The organism is Burkholderia perseverans, from assembly GCF_022870505.1.
GTDB classification, from domain to species: domain Bacteria; phylum Pseudomonadota; class Gammaproteobacteria; order Burkholderiales; family Burkholderiaceae; genus Burkholderia; species Burkholderia plantarii.
In genome coordinates this window covers 1562964-1580292 of the sequence record NZ_CP045094.1, presented here as the reverse complement: position 1 = coordinate 1580292, position 17329 = coordinate 1562964, and the positions used below count along the sequence as shown (strand labels likewise).

The 17329-nt window shown below is 62.4% G+C and carries 7 protein-coding genes; 2 read left to right on the top strand and 5 right to left on the bottom strand.

The window, feature by feature from the left end:
- Positions 1–29 precede the first annotated feature (29 nt).
- Both BpN12_RS21585 and BpN12_RS21580 read right to left on the bottom strand, forming a co-directional pair.
- The gene (locus BpN12_RS21585) at positions 30–575 is read right to left on the bottom strand and encodes a DUF4410 domain-containing protein (RefSeq protein WP_246797481.1); all 546 of its coding nucleotides are present in this window, start codon (positions 573–575) and stop codon (positions 30–32) included.
- 261 nt (positions 576–836) lie between these two features.
- A complete protein-coding gene (locus tag BpN12_RS21580; RefSeq protein WP_246797480.1) occupies positions 837–1001 on the bottom strand; it encodes a putative periplasmic lipoprotein in 165 nt (54 codons plus the stop codon).
- A gap of 104 nt (positions 1002–1105) precedes the next feature.
- Here BpN12_RS21580 and BpN12_RS33405 point away from each other — a divergent pair, with 104 nt between their 5' ends.
- Complete coding sequence (locus BpN12_RS33405; protein WP_342346221.1) at positions 1106–1207, top strand: SymE family type I addiction module toxin; 102 nt, start codon at positions 1106–1108, stop codon at positions 1205–1207.
- A gap of 683 nt (positions 1208–1890) precedes the next feature.
- On the opposite strand, the gene BpN12_RS21575 is transcribed toward BpN12_RS33405, so the two are convergent.
- The gene (locus tag BpN12_RS21575) at positions 1891–2184 is read right to left on the bottom strand and encodes a hypothetical protein (RefSeq protein ID WP_246797479.1); all 294 of its coding nucleotides are present in this window, start codon (positions 2182–2184) and stop codon (positions 1891–1893) included.
- A gap of 237 nt (positions 2185–2421) precedes the next feature.
- On the opposite strand from BpN12_RS21575, the gene BpN12_RS21570 reads away from it, so the two are divergent.
- Entirely contained in the window at positions 2422–2583 is a 162-nt protein-coding gene (locus tag BpN12_RS21570; RefSeq protein WP_246797478.1) for a hypothetical protein, read from the top strand.
- A gap of 95 nt (positions 2584–2678) precedes the next feature.
- Here BpN12_RS21570 and BpN12_RS21565 read toward each other — a convergent pair whose 3' ends face one another.
- The gene (locus BpN12_RS21565) at positions 2679–2963 is read right to left on the bottom strand and encodes a DUF6881 domain-containing protein (protein ID WP_246797477.1); all 285 of its coding nucleotides are present in this window, start codon (positions 2961–2963) and stop codon (positions 2679–2681) included.
- Positions 2960–17179, bottom strand: coding sequence for an HYD1 signature containing ADP-ribosyltransferase family protein (locus BpN12_RS21560; protein ID WP_246797476.1), 14220 nt, complete (start codon positions 17177–17179; stop codon positions 2960–2962). Before BpN12_RS21560 ends, BpN12_RS21565 begins: the two co-directional genes overlap by 4 nt.
- Between the last annotated feature and the right edge of the window lie 150 nt (positions 17180–17329).

Genomic DNA, 17329 nt, shown 5'->3' with positions numbered 1-17329 from the left:
AGTCAGCGGCACACGCCATGATCGCCCCGTCACTTCGGTTGCAGTTCCGCGAAAGTCTTTTCCGCGAACTTCTCATACAGCCATCCCATCCGGGCTTCGTCCTGACCACCTGCCAAGCCGCCTAGCGCATAAGAGGTCGAGACCTTGAAATGATCGATCGGCTGATGCTGCGGATCCAGCACGCTCACATTCCCGTCGATGTAATCGCTGCCCGCCATAAACCCGAACATCACCGCCGAGAAATTCGAGCGCACCCGGACACCGGTAATTTCGATGTTCAACTGCATGGCATTGGCGTCGTCCTTCGCCGCCAGAAGCTTGCGTGCATCCAATGCACTTTCCAGCGTCTCCTGAAGCTTTTTCGCGCTGAACTTCAGATTATCCTTCAACGCATCCTGGGCGTTCTGGTCCAACGTGACCTTCACCTGAACCGGCACCGTGCCGAACTTCATCGTGGAGACGGTCGGCGCGGCGGACGCCGGGTCAGCAGCGTCGCGGGTGACGCTGCTTGCGCAGCCCGAGAGAAAACCGACGACCAGAACGGAAGCCATCAAATAGCGGAAAAACGATTGCATGATTGCGAACCTGTTTTGAGTATGTTTTGAAAATTTTATCCCCGACTGATTTTTATGAAAATCAGCTCCCTGAATTATCTTTCAATTATTGAGAAATGGCTATTGGATTTTTTAATATTCACAAAAATCCGACATAGGATTGGAGGCTTCCTAGCAGGCAACCCTGGTTTGATGGACGAGGCCGGTCCAAATTCTAAGCCACACCGAACACGTCATCCAGCGCCGCGACGGCCGCAGCGGCTGATAAATTTGTTACCGACTCTACACCGTCACCGCACTAAACCAGGGGAGCGGATAAATTGCTGCCGTCTCCTGCGGAGCGCTGAACGTCTGCAGCTCGGCATCGCGCTGAAGATCGCCCGTCGGCACCGAGGCGCAGCCCGCCAGAATCAACAACGAAGCACCCAGCGAAATCAATTTCTTCAACTGTATTTATTCAGTTCCCTCTATGTTTGCAAATTAACACCCTTCGCTCTTCAGCGTCGCAGCGCAATTGGCGAAGCCGTTCCAAACCCCGGCTTCATCCGTGGATGAAGCTCACCGGACGGTGGATCGAGCAGGCTGACTTCGAAGCCGGGCAGCGTGTGAGGATCAACATCGAACGCGGTAGGCTTACTATCACCGGTGAGTAGAAACACCAGGGGCGACTCACGCGCGGCCCCTTGTGCATTCTCACCTCTGCGCAGGGATCATGCTGCTCCGCTCAGATAGCTAAGCAAGTCCTCCTGGGTTAGTCTTGGTGTTCCAAGTTGGAACCATCTTTCGAAGTAGTCAGGGTACGCAAAGTACACTCGGCCATTCTCCTTGATTGGTCCCGCTTGCGCTCCATACTTACTTACGAACCGCAAGTGCTCTATGGTCATTACATAAGCGTCACGCTCGTCGTTACTCGCGAACTCGACTTCACCAGTAACACGATATGGTGAATCTCCAAGAAGTAGATCCACCAAATCCGATGCCTTTCCATCTTCCAGTAACCGCAGAATGGTGGTCTTTTCAGCAGCACTCAATTTAGTTCCCCAGGCTAGATCTAATGCACAAGCCATTCATTTCAATCTACCCACATCCAAGATTGATCAGTGACTTTCCTAGTGGCGCATTGCTCGCAGCTTGCGCTGGCGACATCCCCTCAACGGACATGTTGTATTCATAGACCGATTTGTTCGTCAGCCCAAGTTCAGCTGATATGGAACGCACATTCTGTGCGCCAAAGCCTTGACCGGTTGAGCGGCAAAGTTTCAGGGGAAGCTCACATCCATCGCCGGCTGATCCACACCTATAGACAATAAACCCAACTCTCGCCGAGCTTATTACTCTACATCTTTGCACGTTTCCAAGGTTCACCTTTTGAGTCGCGCCATGCATGCCATCCAAATGGAAGATCGGCAAGATCTGCAATCGTGCAATCAATCCTTACAATGCTCTCCAAACTTACAACAGCCACTTCGCCCTCTGTCGGAGGTTCTTGTGAGCTCGTGTGAAATTGCCATGCACCGTCGTCGCTATCATGTGAGACATAAGCAATCCATTCTTGTCCTCGTAAAATCTTGAGATTAACGATAACCGCTACATTCGGTAAATCATTAAAAGCCCACTGATTTGATTTCATATACTACCTGTTTGATTTTTGCCGATTTTGATCACGCGACAATACTTGCGCGTTGCCATAACCATTCGTACCCTTGGGCGCACTCGGATTTGCCGGATTCCGCGGGACAATATGGTCAAGCTGCGCTTCATTGGGGAGCGGCACAACCCCTTTCTGACTCTTGCTTGGCATAACCAATTCAGTTCCATCTAGAATGACGAATGGCGTCGGCCGGCACCTGACGCGCGGCGCACCGAAATGCTCGAATCGCAACAGACCAGGCTGCGCCACCTCCGCGACGAAGTCAGCCCGAGCGATGCTCGCGCCATCGCGCGACACACCGCCCATTTCGGCCGCGTCGTGCGCGAGCACCACGCCGAGGCAGCACGCGAAATGCAGTCGGCCCGCCCGACTCGCTGAACAGATTGGTGAGCAACTCGTGGCTCGACCTGACCGCCACTGGGCTAGCCATTTTTCAAGCTCTGCACACACACCGCCACGCATCGGAATACGATTTATGCTGTTCCGTTATGAGCATCCAGCCAAATTTTTTCAAATTCAGCCTCAGCAATCTCAACTGGCTCAAATTGCGGATCTAGAGCGATCTCTTCGATCAACGGTAGCGGCTCCTTACTTAACCCTGATCCACCTACTGATTCGAGCGGGCTAGCAAAGCCTCGACGCCCATCTGCAAATACCTCAACCTTACGCACTTCCCAGCGAGCATCATCAAGCTCGCTATACATAAACACTGGTTCATCATCGAGCGAGTGCAGCCATTTGACTTTTATATATTTCATCGTCCAAGCACCCTCCCGCTATTAGTAATACGATTCGTCAAATCAAGAGATGTTTCGTTAGGGACAACATACACACCTTCACGCCCTTTCACCACCTTCAGATTGGCAATATCAATCTCCACAAAATGCGTATAACGAGCACCTTGGAATGGGTTGTTGACGAACGCTCGCGACAACTGAGCAGGCGTCTTCGTTCCTGGAGGAATATCTGAAAGATATTGCCCATTTCCATAACGCACATCATTGGGATTGAGTGACTTTAGCGACGGATTCAAAGTCTCCGAACTAACGATGCCGTTCATACCAGCCTCGTTCGTGTAGTGATAAAGCTTTGTCGGGATGTTTCCGTTCCCAGAAGCGACAACCTGCGGTGCCTGAGAACTAGCAACACCCTCTGATTGGGCTGACGAAGGCGGCTCGTTTCCGCTATTAAACAGAGCCGGCGGCACCAGCCCCGCTACAGCCTTTACCACCCCCATCACTGCGGTAGATCCAGCCAGAGCAAACCCAGGCCCGGCCGGCGGCAGTCTACCACCGCCTAAGGGAAGCGCACCCAAGCCATTGGCAAGTCCCTTCCAAAACAAAGTGTCTAGCGTTTGCGACGTCCAATCATTGCGACCGAGGGGTCCCGTCAACTCCTCTTCGTCCGTACGTGTGCGATTCCCGCCTATCGACGGCCAGACGCCCCCATCGCGATCTGCCACCTGCACACCCGGACGTGGTTCCGCGAAGCTCGTTTCAAAAGGCTCAGCCGCCAACGGTGTTGGTGCTGCCGGGATACCCATCCCCAGCCCACTCAGCAACGTCGCTGCGCTATACGGAGCGCGATACGCTGCCAATGCATCGACCGCAGCGTTGCTCGTCACGCCGTCCAGCGTCGTCGGCACTCCACCAACACCACCAAACAATCCAACGTTGCCATTGTACGATGTATCGAGTGGCATAAAGCCGCTACCGACACCACCGACCGCTCCCGGCAGAACCTGTCCGCTGACTGAGGCAATGGCCTGCTGAGCCAGCAAATCAGCCGAACTAGGCGTACTGGTTTTCGCAACCGACGCCTCTTGCCTCTGATCCTGCACCATATTGCCAATCGTCGACGCAACCGCATCGGTAGCGATCATCCCAATGTTGCGCCGCAAACTCCCGCCGCGCACCACCGTGCTCGCAAGGCCCGCGCTGAAGCCGGCCGCCACCCCACTAACGAACTGACTCACATCCGAGTTGTAGCCAGCCTCGGTTGCCGCCTGCCCCGCCTGCTGCCCAACCTCGTACCCAACCCCCGCTGCAATGCCGCTGGCCGCGACACCTCGCCAATCGAACCGATCCTGAAGCCCTGTCGCAACCGAAACGCCCTGCACCAACGTTGATGCTGCTGCACCTTTCAATGCTGCGCCCCACGCGCTGGAGGATGACCCCATGCCGGCCGTCGCTACTGCCGTCAAGGCGCCTACCGCCACGCCCTTCCAACTGAACCCATGCTGCTCGCCTGCTGCAATCAACACCAGTTGCGAAGCCGTGGACGAAAGGGCGCCGCCAAGTGCGATAGCGGCAAGGCTCGCGCCCGCGCCTCCCGTCACCACCGACACCGTGACCGCCACCACCACCGCCAGGACTTGTGCGAATCCACCACACCCGCCGTCCTGAGACGGAGGCGGCGGCGGAGACGGCAACGTCGGCTGCGTATCCCCAATCGCGCGGCCCGGATCATACGGCTTGAACGTGGTCGCGTTGTTATGGATATTCGTGACCTTGTTGGGCACCGTCAGCAACTGCCCCAGCCGCAGCTCGTCGCCGTTCTTCAGCCCGTTCGCATCGGCCAGGATGTACCACAGGCTCGAGTCCCCCCACAGCGCCGACGCCACCGACTGCAGCGTATCCCCGTCACGCACTGTCCACTGCCCCGCACTCTGCGCCGGATACATCCCGTTGATCGGCATGTAGTTTTCATCAAAATCCGCTGCGCTGATCGGCGTGAATACCTTGTACTGGCTGTCATTACCCTTGCCCAGCTTACCGGCCAGCTCCTGCATGTAATCGATCTGGTCGATGCCGTCGTTGCCCTGGTTCCCGATCCGGTTGCCGTTCAGATAGTAGTAATTGTGCTTGCGATCCCCCGATGCGCCGGAGATCTTGCCGTTCGTATCAACGCTGGCTCCAGTCAGTTCGTCGCGCCGCTGCACCTGTCCGCGTAGATCGGTCCAGTACTGAAACGCCCGCGCGTTGCCCGGCTGGTTGCCGCCATCGTCATAGGTGCTTTGCAGGTTGCCATTCGCGTCGTAATTGAAATACGACGTCGCCGGCTTCCATCCCGGGGAATTCGGATTCGTGGCCTGGGTCGTCACGCGCGACTGTTTCGCGTCATCCCACCATTCGTACGAGTAGGTCGAGACCGTGCTCGTCTGTAGCCTGTCATCGGGAGTCGTCGCGATTTGCGTCAGCGTGCCGTCCGCCATGCGTGTGTAACTGGTGGATGCGCCATGCAGAACATCGCGTTCCAGCTTCAGCATCCCGTCGGCATCCCAGTCGCGGCTCAGCCCCGTCACCTGCTGCCCCGTCGCCGGATCGTATTCCAGAAACGTCGTCACGCGCCCCATCAGATCGTTCGTGCGCTGCTGCACGATCGTATTGTTCACGCGCTGCGTGGACAGGTAGCCGTTCGCGTCATATTCATACGTCTCGGTACGCCCATCCTTCGCATAGACGGCTACCGTCCGCTCTCCGGCCGCGTTGTAGGCGATCTGCACGCCGTCTCCACCCGCCGCGCCCGCCACAATGTGGACGCTGGTGTCGTTCGGATCGGTGGCTGGTGCCCCGGACAGGCTGCCCATCGATACCGTGAAGCGATTCAGCGCATCGTATTCGTACCAGTAGTCCTGCGTCTGCTGGTGCGAGCCCACCAAGTCCGTATACACCGCCTGCATGCGCCGGCGGTTGCCTACCGCGTCGTACTCGTAATACACCTTGTAGCTGCTGTCTTCGATCGCGGTGACGCGGTTCAGCGCGTCGTAGGTCACCGCCGACTGCGCGAAGATGTAGGTATAGCCGAAGTTCGTGAAGTATTCGGAGGTCCGGTTGCCGTCCCCGTCGTATTCGTACAGCGACTGTGTCTGTGCCGTGTTGTCGACGATCGACCGCACGAGCCCGTTCGAGTAATAGGTGTAGTCAACGTTCTGCCCGCTCGTACCTCGTTGCTGGGACAAGAGCCCTGCCCAGTTGTACAGGTACTGGAACACGTGACCACCGAGGTCGGTATGGATCATCAGGCGGCCGAACAGGTCGCTCTGGTCGACGATGGTCATGCCGTTGGCGTTGGTGGTCGTGCGTACCCAGCCGCCCGTGGTCACGGCGCCAGCCGAGCCGATGCTCGACGCCCAGCGATAGTCGTAGGTCAGCGTGCGCCCGGCGGCGCTCACGGTGCGCACGATCCGCCCGTCGGCATCGTAGTAGGTCCGCTCGCGATTGCCGAGCGCATCGGTATGGGCAATACGCTGACCCAGCGAATCGTATTCGTAGCGGTCGACACTGCGCTGGCCATCGTTCAGCAGCGGATGGTCGACTTCGATCAGGCGGTTCCTCGTGTCGTACAGATAATCGGTGCGGCGCCTCAATTCGTCATAGGACGTCCGCAGGTTGCCGAAGCTGTCGTATTGCATCTGCTTGGCGTTGCCGAGTGCATCCCAGATCTTCGTCGTCGACGGCGTAGCGCTGCCGTAATTCCATTGCTGCGTGGAAAGATTGCCGTCTGCATCACGAGTCCCGACCAGATTGCCGGTGCGATCGTAATAGAACGATGTTTCCGGCCGGGTCTGCACCTTCACGCCGTTCGCCAGCGTGACGCTGACCTGCGGCTCGCGCTTGAGCACCAGGGAACCCATGGTGTTGTATTGCGAATCGGTCCAGTTGCCGCGTCCGTCGCGCTCGCTGGACACCTCGCCAAACGCGTTGTGCAACTGCAGCCGATCGATCGTCGAATCGAGCGTGGTCTGGTAAAACCCGCTGATGATGTCCGTATTCGTGGCCGGATTGTTGCGCGTGCCGGTATCGAAGTAGCTCCCGCGCTCCAGCAGCACGTTGCCGGCAGCGTCCTTGGCCTGGTAGCGATACTCGAACTCGACGTCGGTCGGCAGGTCCGTCGCGTCGAATACGAAATAGCCCGACGCATCGCGCGTAAGCGTCACCTGGCTGAACGGGCGGTCGTAATCGTGATCCTTGTCCGTCGATGCGCGGTAGAAAAGCGTGAGCGTGCTGGCGGGCAGAGGCTGGCCGTCCAGGCCGGTCGGTTGAAACTTCAGGTAGGTGCGGCTCTGGCTGCCGGTCAGTTGGATCGTCGGAGTGCCGTATCCACCAACGGTAATATCCCCCTTGCCCATCGACACCGGCCGTCCCGCTGCGTCATAGGCCGTGAAATTGATGGCATAGTTTTGCGACGATCCGTTTGCCGATAACAGGCCACGGATATCCCAAACGAGTTCGCCGCTCAGACGCGGCACGCGCGCATATTTCGTTTCGCCGCCCTGCTCCCAAGACACATCGATATAGTCGACATTGGACGGTTCCGAGAACGTGACGGACGTGTTCAGATTTGCGAGGTAGTCGAGCGTCTTAATCGATGGGGAACTTCCGCCGCCCGTGAGGGAGACCTCGCCGCTCATGGCGTCGATCTGATGCCAATTCGCATCGAACAGATCGATTTCCATGTCCCAATCGCCAGGACCATATCCCGACATGTCGATCGAAAACGCGCCGGTAACCGGGTTGCGTGTGAACCCGGCAGCATTGCCCCATTGCGTCGTACCAGCTTGGCGCATCTTCACGGTGACAATCGAGGCTATTTGCCGCGCACCGGCGCCACCGCTCGGCGAATACAGATTGAGAACTTGCGGAGAGGTCCAGATGTAGCTACCGGTCGCGTCCACGGTCAAACCCGGCCTGGAGCTTGCCGTGCCACCCGAAATCGATCCCGGATCCATCGTAACGGAGGATGCGCCACCATGCGCGACGTGCAGAATATAAGCATCCCGACGCAGGAGCGTGCCGCTTGGGTGGCCGTCGCCTCCCCCAGATACGGCCATGAAAATCATCTCATAGTCGCCGTTCGGCAGGCCGCTGAAATCAGCAGTATATGAATTCGGCTGACTGAAAGCGCTTCGGCCCAGCGGCTGGAACGGCTGCCCGGAATTGAGCGGACGATAGTACAACTGCGCGCCGGCATCAGTAGGCAGATCATTCCTCGCCACGCTAACGAGATTGGTGGCGCCCTGCAGTGACGCACCTGTATAGAACGCATTCTGGGGAGCAATAGTGATGCCGTCGTACGGGCTATTAGCCTCTTGCGGCTGTCTTGCCTGGAATAACGTTCCTCCTTGAGAAATTGTCCCGACAGAAATGCGCCCCATTCCATTACGAGGTGTTATGAAAATCTCGGAAGTCGACGAAAAGTTCACATAATTCTGGCTACCCGCTCTGCTCGCTGCCCACAAGAACCCCGGCACATTGTAAGCAAGAGAAACCTGGAGTTGAGTGGAATTGACTGGTTGCGGAAGCGAGGTAGCTACGTCGACATGATCGAACGGGAACGATCTCCCCTCTCCATCTTGGGCCCATCCCCAGACATTTCCGTAGACGTGGTAGCTGACGCGCACTTCGACATCGTAAGCACCATATACCTGAGAGAAATCAGGCAATGTATAGCTGAGCACACCCAGCGTGATGTGACCGGCTTCAAGGGAATAGTCTTGACCGAGATCGCCGTAGTTCATCGTCCATCCAAGGCTGACGTAGCCAACGCCACCCGCTGTCGCCACACCGGCACCGTTGCCTCCCGCGGCCAACGTCTGGACAGGTGCTATCACTGCACGTTGCGCCTTCGTCAACCACCCCCCGATCTTCAACTCCGTATTCGCGAACGCCCCGCCCTCGATCTGGATATCGACCGGCGCAAAGCCCACGCGCGGCTGCCCCGCCGACGTCTTCGGCTGGCGGACCTGCACCACCTCGTTGCGCGCGTCATACAGCGTGAACGTCTGCATCATGTCCACGCGCTGCAGCAGCGCATTGAGGTCGGTCACGGTCTCGATCGAGAAGCTGCGCAGGTCGCTGCCCATCGACTCGATCTTCAACGTCGCGTTGCCGTTGCGGTCGTACATGTACAGATGCGAGATGCCGTCATCGAAGTTCGTCCGAACCACGCGCCCCGCGTTGTCGTAGTCGGCGTACTCCTGCCACTCGCCGTTCGGCCCGCCGCCGTTGGTACGGCGCGCCACCACATCGCCATAGGCGTCGTAACGCATCTCGTGCGTCGTACCCGTGTTCTGCACGCTCCCGTCGTGAGCCGCCAACAGCACGCCGCGATAGGTCTCGCGGTTCTGCGCGTCGTAGCGGAGGTTCGTGATGTCGACCAGTCTTTGGCCGTCCGCGTCGTCGCGCGCCTGCGCGAACCCGACGATATTGCCCGCCGCGTCATAGCTGTAGTTGATGTAACTGCCATCCGCGTAGACCTTGTTCACCAGCCGCCCGCCCGCGCCGTACTGATAGAACGTGACCTGATCGACATCACCCTTGCGCGTCTCGTTCGCGAGATTGCCGAGCCCGTCATACTCGTACAGCGTCGTCGCGCGCGTGGCGCTGCCGTGATAGTCGAGGAACGTCGGCAGTTTCTCCGAAATGCGATGACCGAGCGCGTCGTAGACGTAGTCGTAGCGGTTGTTGTTGGCGTCGATCTGGTCCAGCAGGTTGCCCTCGCCGTCATACTGGTACTGCGTCGTGGCGCTGCCGACCTGCTGCAGGAGCTTGCCGTTGTCGTCCACCGTGGCGTACTGCACGTTCAGGCGTGACTCGCTCGTCTTGTGGCCGTTGCGGTCCCAGGTGTATTCGGTAATCCGATCGTCCGCGCTGCGCGGCCAGGTATCGATCAGGTTCCGTCCGGCACTCTGGTTCGACGTGTACTGGTCGGGAAACGCGGTCGCGAACCGCGTTTCCCGAACCACCTCGCCGCGAGCGTCGAGATCGTAAGCAATCCCGTAGTGCATCGGGTCGATCTCGAGGATCTTCTGGCCGCTGCCGTTGTAGAAATACACGGTGCGGCCACCCGCCGGATCGGTCTTCGCGATCACGGCACCACGGCCGTCGTACTCCCAGCGCGTGATGAGATCGGCGCCGGACGAGATCACATATTCTTCCTTGACGTCGATCGGCGTGGTCGGATTCGAGTCGGAATTGAGCACGAACCTGCCGCTCGCGACATCCACCACGCGCGATTCGAGCACGTGCGCGTCAGCGTCATAGATGAACCGCGTCTCGCGAACATTGGTCTCGTCGACCGGCGCGGGCGGCTGCGAGCCCTGGGTGGGCTGCACCGGATCGCCGAACACACGCAAGCGCAGCGCATTGCCGGCTTCGTCGTAGGTCCACAGCGTCAGCGCGCCGGTCGCGCTGACCTCGCCGGTCTTGCGGCCCACCGCGTCGTAGTACCAGGTGGTGGCATGGCCGTTCGCGTCGACCTGCGAAATCAGGTTGCCGCGCACGTCATAGATCGATTGCTCCGTCGCCGTGCCCGTGGTGCCCGCCAGCTCCACCTGCTTCGTCGTGCTCACCTGCCGGTCCAGCAGATCGAAGCCGTAGCGCGTGACACGTTCTTCTGGCAGGCCCTGCGCCTCGATGCTCGTGATGCGATTGCCACGCGCGTCGTACTCGTAGCGATTCACCACCGGCCAGCCGCTCGACGTCACCGGCAGCGTTTCGGACAACATGTGGCCCATGCCGTCATACGTGTACGCGAACGTGCCGCCCACCTTGTTGGTGTAGCTCACGCGATTGCCGAAGCCGTCGTAGGCATAGGTCTGGGCATAACCCTCGGCGTCGGTCGAGCGCGTCAGCCGGCCGAGCTTGTCGTACTCCATGCGCGTGACCGCATCCTTCGGATCGCTCTGCGGCAGAATCGTGGCCGGATCCAGGCGCCAGCCGTCACGCTTCCAGGCATCGTCCATCGCACCGGCGCGCGCCGTCAGGTAGTCGGTCACCTTGCTGACATTGCCGAACGCGTCGTAGCTCGTGCCGACCACCCAGTTCTCGGGGCTGACCTGCGCCACCACGCGATTGAGCTTGTCATAGAACGATACCGTCACGGCACCCATCGGGTCGGTGGTCGTCACCGCGTTGCCGAACGCATCGTATTGATAGCGCGTGGTGTTGCCCAACGCGTCCATCTTCGCGATCAGGCGGCCCGCGGCGTCGTAGAACTGCGTGCTGGTGTGCGCCTGCAGCAGCCGCAGCTTCTGTGCATCGGTCAACGCCGCCATGGCCAGCGGCGCCCCGTTGGCATCCACCACGCCGAGCTGCGAGCGCTCGCCGAGCGTCCACGACGTGTCGTGCTCGATCAGCTCGAAGCCCTGGGCGTCGGTCGCGGTGAGCTGGCGGCCGACGCCGTCATACGAGTAGCCGGTCGTGCTTGCCGCCGCCGTGCCGTAGCCCACCGTCTTCTGGATCAGGTTGCCGGCCACGTCATGGATGTTGTGCGTCGTGGACGCGTCGGCGGTACCGGCCGCCACCGTCGTATCGGTCACCCGGCCCAGCGCATCGAGCGTGTATCGCGTCACGACCTGCTGCGCGTCGGTCGTCTCGATCAGGCGCCCGGCGCCGTCGTAGCGATAGCCCGTGACGGCCGCCTGCGCGAGTTGCGCCGGATCGGCGAAATACCCGGCCAGCGTCGCGTAATTGTCGTCGCTGCCGGCATAACGCCGGGCATAGCGAACGGTCTGGGCAAGCCGCCCGGCGCCGTCGTAACGGTTTTCCGTCACGTAGCCCTCGGCGTCCACCGTGTAGCGCAGGCGGCTCACGGCGTCATAGACCAGCGTCGTCACGTGGATCCTGCCGGCCATCGTGGGCGACTGGAGCCACGCCTGCATCTGGTTCTCGAAGGCCGCCGCGTCGATCTCGCCGTCCGCCGCATAGGCCGCGTCGTACTGGATGCGCTGCGTGACGTTGCCATTGACGTCGTAGACGTTGCGCGTCACCGTGCCGGCGGCATCGATCGTCGCGATCAGGCGATTGCCGCCGTCGTAGACCATCCGTGTGACGTGATCGGCCGCGGTGCCGAACGACCGGGGATCGCTCGCGCCCGCATAGGCGATCACGCGCACCACGTTGCCGGCGCCGTCGTACACCTGCTCCTTCACGTGGCCAAGCGCATCTGTCATGTAGCGCAGTTGGCCCAGCGCGTCATAGGCGCGGTAATCGATCTGGTCGGCCGCCGTGCGGATGACCGATGCCAACAGTTGCGTTTCGGTCAGGCGCGACGGCAGCCCGCTCACGTCGATCGGCGTGGCGAACTTCTGCTGCGAGAGGATCCGGCCTTCGGCGTCGCGCACGAAGTACGTGACGGCCCCCGTCGGCCCCAGCACCCAGGTCTGCCGGCCAGCGGCGTCGTAGACGTAGCGCGTCACCGCGCCGGTCGCATCGGTCACAGCCACCGCGTTGCCCATCGCGTCATAGGCATAACGCGTGCTGAGCTTGAGGCCGTCGGGATCGACGATGCGTTCCTGCAGGCGTCCGGCGCTGTCGTAGACGTTGCGCGTCACCTTGGGCGTGGCGCTGCCGTCGCCTTCCGTCACGGTCAGGACCTGTCCGGTGGCGTCATAGGTGAAGCTCGTCGCGAGCCGCCGGCCGTCCGGATCCACCACCACGCTCACGCGCTGGCCGATCGCGTCGTAACGGGTACGCGTCACCATGCCGGACGGATCGGTGGTCTGCACGAGATGGCCCATCGCGTCGTATTCGTAGCGCGTGGTCAGGCTTGCCTCGCTCGACGAGACGAACTGGGTTCGCGTCAGCACGCGCCCCGCGAGGTCGTAGGTGTATTGCGTGCTCGCGCTGCCCGCCGCCACGCCGCTCTCGGCGAGGCGCTGCCCGGCGTGATCGTAGCGATAGGTGAGCGTGGTGGTCGGACTCGTGGTCCTGACGAGATTGCCGTCGAGATCGTACTCGCTCGTGACCGTGTCGCCGCGCCCGTCGGTCAGCGCCACCACCTGTCCCAGTTCGTCATAGGTCGTGGTGGTGACGAGGCCTTCGAGCGTCATCATGTGGACCTGGCGATTCGCGGCGTCATACGAATAGCGCGTCGTGTTGCCGAGCCGGTCGGTCTGCGTCAACATGTTGCCGAACGCATCATAGGTGGTGTGCGTCTGCCCCGCGCTGTCGCGCACGCTGACCAGCCGTCCGTCGCGGTCGTAGTCGGAGAAGCGCGACACGCCGTTCGCGTCGGCGGTCTGGATCGCCCGGCCGAACGCGTCGTAAGCGGCCGTCGTGACCAGCTTCAGGCCGTCGACGTCGTCCAGCTGCCAGATCTGGTTGCCGGCCCGGTCGTAATCGTAGAACGTCCTGCGCCGCACGCCGTTCGCCACGTCCTGCGTCTTCGACGCGAGCTCGCCGAAAGCATCGTAGGCGTAGTCGACGGCCTGCCCCAGCGCATCGGTCTGCCGCGTCAGCCGGCCATCGGTGTCGTAGCGAAAGCGCGTGCGCGAGGTGTCGGTGCTGTCGAGCGCGGCGAACGCGGCGGCGACGTCGTCGCTCAGGCGCCCGCCCTGCAGGCCGGCGAGCGTGCCGGCGGCAAGCCGCACCGCGTAGGCGACCGTCTGCTCGATGTTGCCGAACGCATCGCGGCTTTGCCGCACCACCTCGCCGGCCGCGTTGACGGTCGCCACCACGCGATCGTAGGCATCGTAGTAGTACAGCGTCTTGCGGCCGATCGCGTCGGTCGACGACGTGCGCAGCCCCGCGGCGTCATACGTATACGTTTCGCTGAACAACTGGCCACGCAAGGTGGCGGCCGTGGCGGCGTCGCCGCTCGCCTCGGCCTGCGCGATCGAGGCGAGGATCCGGCTCGCCTCGCCCGAATACTGGCGCACGAGCCGGCCCTGCACGTCGTATTCGTAGGTGATGGTCGATTCGTGCGGCGGCGTGCCCTGCGTCTCGGTCAGCACCTTCCCCATCGCATCGTAGGTGTAGCGCGTCGTGCTGGTGCCGGTGACGGCGGCGGTGACCTGGCCGAGCAGGCGCCCCATCGCGTCATAGGCATAGGTCGTGCGCTCGATCGCGCCGGGCGCCGAGGCACTGGCCAGCAGCGCGGCGGCGTCGAGCGTGTAGCGCGGGTTGACGACCTGCGGCGACAGGCTCGCCGACGGCGACGCGACGATCGGCGCGAGGGGATGTTCTCCCAGCGACGCCGCGTAGAGCGTCACCGGGTTCGCGGTCGCGATGTCGAACTCGATCGTATGGACGTCGAGCGCCACCACGCCCGGCACCGCCAGCGAATAGCCGGCATAGTCGCTCGAGGTCAGCGTCACGGTGCCCACCAGCACGCCGTCCATGCGCACGCCGACGGTGGCCCCCACCGCGCCCGACATCGCGAGCCTGAGCCAGACCAGCTGCGGCTGGCTCAGCGTGTCCTGCGCGACGCGCTGGCCGGTCACGCGCTCGGTGAGGTTGCCGCGTGCGTCGTATTGATAGCGCGTCACGTAGCCTTCGCCGTCGATCTCCGCGGACAGCAGCCCGCGCGCATCGTAGGCGTAGCGCGTCACCACATCCCGCGCGCTCGCGGCCGGAATCAGCATTGCGAGCGTCGGCGACGGCGGGGACGACGGCGAGGTCGCGAACGCGTTGCGCAGCGTCTCGTCCACCGGCGTGGCGTAGGCGATCACCTCGGTGCGCTCGCCGGCCGCGTTGTAGCGCGTCTCGGTCAGGTAACCCTGCGGATCGATTTCGCCGCGCAGTAGTCCGTCGCGATCGTAGAGGTAATGCGTCGCGCGGTCCCGCTGCGGGTCGGCCGGCGGCAGTCCGGTGGCCGGAATCGCGTTCGGATCGAAGCGGTTGTAGCGTACCGTCTTCGTGATCAGTTGCCCGAAGCCGTCGTAATCGTATTGCGTCACCACGCCTTCCGAATCGATCGTGTGATCGACCCAGCCGGCGTTGGTGCGCGCCGAGATCTCCCAGCGATCGGCTGCGGTGCCTGCCGGCCTCAGGTTGGCGCTGTCGAGCGTCAGCGCGGCGCCCGAGGCGGTGCGCGCGAGCGGCCGCCCGTTGCCGTCGACCAGCGTGGCGAGCTGGGCCGCGGTAAGGCGCGTGGCGTAGGTGATCGTCTTCGTCTGCAACGCGGTGGCGGCGTCGTAGACGGTTTCCGTCAGCGTGCCGTCCGGCCCGATCACGGCGACCTGCTGGTTGCGCGAGTTGTAGAGGTAGTGCGTGCTGCGCCCGTCGGCATCGGTGCTCATGCTGAGCCGGCCGTCCGGGTCGTAGGCGTTGCGCACCTGCGAAAGCGTGGCGCCGTGCGCGCTCTCGACCGTCGACACCAGCTCGCCCGCACCGTCATAGGTCGAAGTACGCGTCAGGCCGTTGGCGAACGTCACCGACACCGCGTGATGGACGTCGTCGTACTGATAGGTGGTGAGCGCGCCGTCGAAACTCGTCGAAGCGAGCAGCCGGCCCAGCCCGTCGTAGGCGAACTGCTCGACCTGTTCCTGCCCCGGCACGCCCACGTAGTGCTGCAGCAGGCGGCCATGCGGATCGTAGATGTAGCGCATCTGGGTGATGCCGCCGGAGGGGTCGCCCGTGCCGTCGGCCAGCAGGCGCTCGTAGCGCGTCTGCACGGCGAGGTCGCCGCGCCAGTCGTAGCTGGAGTCGATCCGCAGCGCGTTCTGGCGAATGCCGGACCCGTTTGCCCACGTGTCGAGCGCGCCCAGCGACAGCGCGCTCGTGTCGGACAGCGCGCTGACGTCGTAGACGGCCCCCGCGTAGTGGATCTCCGAGATGCGCTGGCCCGCCGCGTCGTAACGATATTCCGTGACGCGCCCTTCCGCGCTCACCACGTAGCGCAGGTGCCCCAGCGCGTCATAGGCATAGCGCGTGGTCTCGGTACCGAACTCGGCCGCCGGATACGGGCCGCCGATCGTTTCGGTCAGCAGCTCGTTGTGGGCGCCATAGGTACGGGTGATGCTCGAGAGTAGCCCGGACTGCCGGATCAGGTTGCCGGCCGCGTCGTAGCTGAGATCGATGTCGCCCAGCGCCGTGTCGCTCTGGTGGACCAGATTGCCGGCCGCATCGTACTGGAAGCTGATGCTGCGCGCCTCGGACAGGTTCGACACGCGGGTCAGACGCCCCGCCGCGTCCCAGTCGAGTTGCTGCGCGAAGCCGAGCGGATCGACCACGGTGACGCGCTGGTTCGCGAGATCGTACTGCAGGCGCGTCACGCGATCGATGCCGTCGACGCCCGTCTGCGTGATCGTCGCGACACGATAGAGCCCGTAGTCGAGCGTGTAGGTGAACGCCAGCCGCGAGCCGTCGGACTGCGCGAGCGAGGCCACGCGCTGGCTGTCGCCGTCGTAGGTGTAGGTGGTGGTGAACACCTGCCCGTCGGCGATGCTGCCGTCCTGCGGCGTCAGATCGATCGTCACCGTGGACAGGCGCCCCAGTGCGTCGTAGCCGTAGTACACCGAGGTCTCGGTGGCCTGCTGGCCGCCGGCGAGCTGGTAGGTGCTGCGCAGCGCGACCAGGCGCCCCGACGCGTCGTAGTCGAGCCGGGTGACGTCGCCGCCGCTGGTCGCCACGGTCGTGAGCCGCCCTGCCGCGTCGTAGACGTAGCTGACCGAGTTGCCGTCCTCGTCGCGGCTCGCCACGAGCCGCCCGCCGTTGCCCGCGTCGTAGGTCTCGGTGGCCTGCCCGCGGCCGTCGCTCCAGATCCAGCGGTTGGCCGCCGCGTCGAAGCGGATCGTGGCGTGCGCGCCGGTGGTGGTCACGGGTGCGAGGCCGGGGTTCAACGCGTCGCCGATCGCCACGCCGGTCGGGGCGCTCGAGACATAGGCGCCGAGCGCGGTGTCGTAGGTGTAGGTGGTGCGCGAACCGTCCCAGTCGGTCTGGACGATCGTGCTGCCCGCGGTGCCGAGCGTGCCGCTCCGCTCGCTCACCGAGCGCGTGGCGCCCTCTTTCCAGCTGTCGCCGACCAGCTGCCCGAGGCTGTTGTAGGCACGATAGACGGCCCCGCTCACGCCCTGGCCGAGCAGCATCTGATCGCGATCCTGGATCATCAGGTTGCCGTTGGCGACGTTGACGTACACGCTCTCGCCGGACTGGCCGAACGCGGCGCTGCCGAGCACGCCGCGGCCACCCAGCCCCTGCAGCGAAGACGATTGCAGCCCCAGCCCGTTACCCGTGACGATCCCTACCATCGCGCTCTCCCCGTATGCGTATGCTTGCCGCCCGGGTCGAGTGACGCGGGGCGGCGGTTCTTGGGGAGTTATCCGGGGCTGGGAAAATCCGTTCAGTGTTTCGGGATGTTTGTTACATTTCGTTGCAATCCAGCCAAACGAATCCGGATG